The sequence below is a fragment of the Rhizobium sp. SEMIA 4085 genome (genome assembly GCF_013004495.1).
GTDB lineage: Bacteria > Pseudomonadota > Alphaproteobacteria > Rhizobiales > Rhizobiaceae > Rhizobium > Rhizobium gallicum.
In genome coordinates, this window is sequence record NZ_JABEPH010000391.1 from 1 (window position 1) to 5,245 (window position 5,245).

The following is a 5,245-nucleotide window of genomic DNA, read 5'->3' on the forward strand; positions in this document are numbered from 1 at the left end:
TGCGGTCTCCTGCCTATACACATGCGACTACTAAATATGTCGCGGGGCACCAGCTGGTTTGCACATCGGGGCATTGCGTTGCTGCGGGAGCTGAATCGGTTGGGATCGCACAGCCGATCAGAAGGTCCAACACGTGGCGGCTCCCTTCTGAGACGCTTGGAGCCACCAACGCATATACGCAACGCGAGAGACTCAAAAGTCGTGCCAACCGGGAAGAAATGGGCCGCAGAAAATATTGTTTATTATTCAACTGGGTACATAAGAGTTAGCGGAAAGCCGGCCGAAAACTGGGGTGTCGCGGATCCGACAAATCAGAGAACATTCCGAGCCAGCTCTTGCCGCTTTCTATCCCTTGCCTCAGGATGCTGGGCAATTGACCCGGATTATTCTCTCGCTCGTCGAGGAGAATGCCGGCCTCAAGCGTGTCGCCTTCCTGGAAGGGCAGCTTTTTGGCCCGAAATCCGAGAAGATGACGGTGCTCGACCCGACGCAGGCGGCGTTTGATCTGGGTGATCTCAGCGATATTCCCACTGCTGCCAATGATGATGTTGCGCCAGCGGCAGACACGGCAACACCAGCACGGCGATCGCCAGCCCGTAATATTGGGCGTTTGCCCCGGAGATCATAGAGCCTGAGAAAACGCCGCCGACTACTATCGCACTCAAAGCCTGTGGTGGCTCTCATCGTTGGGCGAGGCTGTTAAGGTCGTTCGGTCATGAGGTGAAATTGATCACGCCTCAGCTTGCGAAGCCTTATGTAAAACGCGGCAAGAACGACGCGGTGGACGCGGAAGCTTTGTGTGAGGCGATGAGCCGACCCACCGTAAGCGCGAATTTCCCCGCACCTTTTGTTGTTGAGTGTGCTGAGGCATGAGGTGTCCACCAGAAAAGAGGTGGACACCAGGTGAGGAAAGTGATGGGCAGAAGCTGCGGGTGACGGTTGTGCATCCGAGTGGGCGACGGGCGTTTGATGGCGTATCGAAGGCCCGTCTCATCGAAAGCTGTTTGCAGCCCGGTGCGTCGGTTGCTCAGCTCGCATTAGCTCATGGGGTCAATGCGAACCTTCTTTGGAAGTGGATACGCCAGCACCGTCTAGCGAAGACGGACGGGTTGCCACCGGCTTCCACGCCGGCGTTTATTCCGGTTCACTTGGAAGCGGCTGCGGCGGGGGTCGTGTCTCGGCAGGACGGTGGTCGTCCAGTGGACTTGCGGCGCAGTACTCCCAGCGTGAGGCTGCCGGCGCCGGATGGGTCAAACCAGCTTTCATCTCCGGCCAAGGTGAACGCGTCGCTGCCGAACGGAGTGCAGCTGACGCTGGAATGCAGTGATGTGCGAGCGGTGGCGGCGGTAATCGGGGCGTTGGGTCATGTTCAGACTGAGCGCTGATATCAAGGTCTACCTGCATCGCGAACCGATCGACTTTCGGGCTGGCATCAATAGCCTTGCGGTTCTGGTTCAGGAGACGATGGCACTCGATCCGTTTGCGCCTGCGGTTTTTGCTTTCTGCAATCGCCGTCGCGACCGGATGAAGCTCCTGTTCTTCGATCGATCGGGCTTTGTGCTGGTGCTGAAGCGGTTGACCGAGGACAAGTTCCGATGGCCGCGCCGTGAGGTGCCGGTGGTCACGCTTACGACCGAACAATTGCACTGGATCCTCGACGGCATCGATATCGATGCGATGGTTCGCCACCCGGTACGGCAATATCAATTTGCTGGCTGACGGCAGCGAATTCTGCGGTTGACGCGGCGGGACGGTTCAGATTCCGGCGAACCGAGCGTTGCAGAGCTGATGGCGCAATTGGCGGCCAATGCTGCCGAAATCGCCGCGCTGAAAGCCGAGAAGGAAGCGCTCTCGCAGCGCGTCGTCAAACTCGAGGAAGAGCTGGCGCTGGCACGGCTGCATCGTTTTGCGCCCCGCAGCGAAAAGCACATTGATCGCATCTTCAATGAAGCCGAGCAGGCTGCGGATGAGGATGACGCCGACAGCGAAGAGAACCAGGTCGTCGACCTTCCGGACACAGGACTGCCATCCGTCGAAGGCACGACGGGAAAGAAACGCGGCCGCAGACCGCTGCCGGAAAACCTGCCGCGCGAGCGCGTCGAGTATGATCTTGCCGACGATCAGAAGGCCTGTCCTTGCTGTCGTGGCCAGATGCATCGCATGGGCGAGACCGTTACCGAACAGCTTCATATCGAAGTGAAGGCGAAGGTCTTACAGAATGTGCGGTTCAAATATGCTTGCCGCCATTGCGACCGCACCGGGATCAATACGCCTGTCGTGACCGCGCCGATGCCGACGCAGCCCTTGCCAGGCAGCATCGCCACGGCCTTTGCGCTGGTTCACAAATACGTCGACGGCACACCGCTCTACCGCCTGGCGCAGACCTTCGAACGCGCCGGCGTTCCTATCAGCCGAGGCACTTTGGGCCACTGGGTGATCGGCTCAAGCGAGAAGCACCTGCATCGCATCTATGACGTGCTGAAACTGCGGCTCAGATCACAGCCGCTCATCCATGGCGACGAGACGACGGTTCAGGTCCTGAAGGAAGAGAACAGGGCAGCCGCCGACACATCGTATATGTGGGCCTACCGGAGCGGCGAGGACAGTGACCAGCCGATCGTGCTGCTCGATTATCAGCCGGGCCGCGGCCAAATACACCCGCAGGCCTTCCTCGGCGATTACCGCGGGATATTGATCAGCGATGGCTACACCGCCTGGCGAACGCTGGAGGGCGCAACTCATATTGGATGCATGGCCCATTCGAGGCGGCGCTTCGTCGAGGCCTTCAAGGCCAGAAAGACGGGTGGCGGACCGCCGGAGCAGGCGCTCCGGTTCTTTGAACAACTCTACCGGGTTGAAGGGCAGGCGCGGAACGAAAAACCGGACAAGGGCGAGACGCAGGCCGACTGCATTCGCCGCTTCCGCCAGCAACATAGCGTCCCCATCCTCAATGCTCTCAAGCAATGGCTCGACCAAATCGCCCCGAAGGTCTTGCCGGACAGCAAGCTCGGAGACGCCATCTCCTATACCCTGAATCAATGGGAATACCTGACGCGCTACACCGAAAATGGCGGTATGCCGATCGACAACAATCTTTTGGAACGCGATATCAGAATTTTTGCAACTGGCAGAAAGAGTTGGTTGTTCAGCGACACCGTCGACGGAGCCAAGGCCAGCGCCATCGTCTACAGCCTCATGCTGACATGTCGTGCCGGTGGCATCGAGCCGTTAGCATGGTTACGCTACGTCCTCACTGAGTTGCCTCAGCGGACCGAAGACGCCGATATCGACGATCTTCTCCCCTTCAACTTCCCCAAGGCCACGGTAGCCTGATACCGATCCGATGCGTCCATCTGAAAGCGATCGCGTCAACGTGCGTGGAAACGAGCGCTTACGACCCACCATGCGATTTGTTCCGGTGAAAACCGCAGACCAATAGGCTGCCTTGATGCTGGTGGGTGTACGAGAGAGATTAATCCGTAATCGGACGCAACTCGCCAATGCCATTCGCGGATTTGCCATGGAATTCGGCATCGTCGCGGCCACTGGCATGTGTCGGCTCGAACCGTTGTTGGAGCGAATAGCGGCTGATCAATCTCTGCCGGAACTGGCCCGCGAGCTTTTTGTCATGCATGGCGTTGAATATCGCGACTTGCTTGCCGAAACGAAAGCCGTCCGAGGAAAAGTTGATGGATTTGCACCGCTCCGATAAATGCAGCAGGTCTTGCGGAAGCTCATGGTGAGCGGCGACTGCAAATTCCGAAAGACGGGCGGTCATGGCAAGCTGGTGATGTTCAAGACACAGAGGTCCCAGTTATCTCGAGCAAGTTGTCGCAAGAACTGCGAAGCCTGAAGTTCATTGACCCACGCCAGTGGATCCCGGAGCTCACCGGTTCAGAGGTCTTGGATAATATGCCGATGGAAACAACAGCGCACCAGGCCGTGCAGACCATCGTTGCGGAATATAACCGGATCTCGGCGAGCCTTGCCGAAACCCCTGAGGATCACCGACCGAGATTCCGCAGGATCGACGACCGAACCTTCGATACCATGGATTGGCACATCAGCTTCCTGATGGGGACAGGCTTCTCGCAGAAGCAGTGGCGGTCGGTCATCCGCGGCCACGCCGTGACTGGCGATATCATAGCGCCGATCCGCAAGCTCAGTGAAGCTACTGGGCCGGCCGCCCAATCGGATTGCCGCAGCGGTCGCTGAAGCACTCGTCAAGATCCGAAGCTACTTCATGCCAAAGTGGGCAAAGCAGAAATTTTAAAAACGCGCTATCGCCATTCCGTCAATGCCGAAAGCGGTGGGCTGTTCGTCGCGCTCGCGATCAACTTCGCGATCGTCTCCGGACTGACGCGACTTCCTCTCTACCCTCCTGCGTTCGGCATTGACGATGCACGTTGTGGTCTCCCTTAGAAGCATTTAGGCCGCAGTAGTGCATAAACAGATTCCCTTGAAACGCCCGTTCAGCCTGATCGTGCTGCACGACATCGGTGCGAACGCCGCCGCCGCGTAGCCCCGAGGAGAACCCTCGCCGTCGACATCTCTGATCGCGTCGAGGCCCTGATCGGCATATACAGAGATACCATCAAGATGGGCATCATGGATGAGGAGCGCCGCACCACCGATACGCGGTTGCGCCGCAAGAGAACGCGCGATGCTCATTAACAGCGGCTTCCTCAACGCACCGGGGACACAGAGATTTCATCTCTCTCGTTCCCACTTGCACCATTTTTTCGGCAGGGATCACCTCCTATCTGACGCAACGTCCGCTGGTTGTTGGTCGTGCGGGGTCGATGATTGCTCCTGTTTGCCCGGTGTCGGAAATGGTGTGATCGACCAATCGATTAATTCGACGGCGCTCTGAAGTATCGCCTTCGTCTGAGCTGGGCTGGTTGACGCGGCGATGACATATCCTATCGAGTCTAGGTAATCGCCTTTCCTGACGATCGGCGTATTGGGCTGAACGTACAATTTGACATCGACGACACCTGGTTGGGCAGCCGCGCGAATGTCGCCATCGATCCAATCGAGAATGCCATCGCGATCAGGAATTAGGGACCGCATGGTCGCAGTCTGCGAGTGTCTTCTGCGCAAGTCGCATTCGTCGCCGGTGACAAGCTTGATGTGCTCGGTGACGAGATCAATGCCGTGCGCAGGCTGTACCAACTGAGGATCCCGGGCCGAAAGAGGGGGACGGACGTGGAGGCAGTTGGGGACACGCATTGACCACCGGACG

At 58.3% G+C, this 5,245-nt stretch carries 4 protein-coding genes and 5 pseudogenes; 7 read left to right on the forward strand and 2 right to left on the reverse strand.

Going from position 1 to position 5,245, the window contains the following annotated elements:
• Positions 1-310: 310 nt before the first annotated feature.
• From C9413_RS27270 to C9413_RS27300, 7 genes and pseudogenes are all read left to right on the forward strand, one after another.
• A pseudogene (locus tag C9413_RS27270) lies at positions 311-619 on the forward strand (hypothetical protein); the annotation flags it as partial.
• A pseudogene (locus tag C9413_RS27275) lies at positions 619-825 on the forward strand (IS110 family transposase); the annotation flags it as partial. The pseudogenes C9413_RS27270 and C9413_RS27275, both read left to right, overlap by 1 nt.
• Before the next feature lie 44 nt (positions 826-869).
• Positions 870-1,385 (forward strand): transposase, encoded by a 516-nt coding sequence (locus C9413_RS27280; RefSeq protein ID WP_133941618.1) that lies wholly within the window; start codon positions 870-872, stop codon positions 1,383-1,385.
• Entirely contained in the window at positions 1,366-1,719 is a 354-nt protein-coding gene (gene tnpB / locus C9413_RS27285) for an IS66 family insertion sequence element accessory protein TnpB (RefSeq protein WP_040114300.1), read from the forward strand. The genes C9413_RS27280 and tnpB overlap by 20 nt, the downstream gene beginning before the upstream one ends.
• Positions 1,720-1,788: 69 nt before the next feature.
• Positions 1,789-3,333: an IS66 family transposase gene (locus tag C9413_RS27290; protein WP_052451704.1), complete on the forward strand. Its 1,545-nt coding sequence runs from the start codon at positions 1,789-1,791 to the stop codon at positions 3,331-3,333.
• A gap of 61 nt (positions 3,334-3,394) precedes the next feature.
• A pseudogene (locus tag C9413_RS27295) lies at positions 3,395-3,722 on the forward strand (IS110 family transposase); the annotation flags it as partial.
• A gap of 130 nt (positions 3,723-3,852) precedes the next feature.
• A pseudogene (locus tag C9413_RS27300) lies at positions 3,853-4,273 on the forward strand (UPF0149 family protein); the annotation flags it as partial.
• A gap of 155 nt (positions 4,274-4,428) precedes the next feature.
• On the opposite strand, the gene C9413_RS27305 reads toward C9413_RS27300, so the two are convergent.
• Together C9413_RS27305 and C9413_RS27310 are read right to left on the reverse strand one after the other, a co-directional pair.
• Positions 4,429-4,671: a hypothetical protein gene (locus C9413_RS27305; RefSeq protein ID WP_040114302.1), complete on the reverse strand. Its 243-nt coding sequence runs from the start codon at positions 4,669-4,671 to the stop codon at positions 4,429-4,431.
• Positions 4,672-4,752: 81 nt separating this feature from the next.
• A pseudogene (locus C9413_RS27310) lies at positions 4,753-5,245 on the reverse strand (hypothetical protein); the annotation flags it as partial.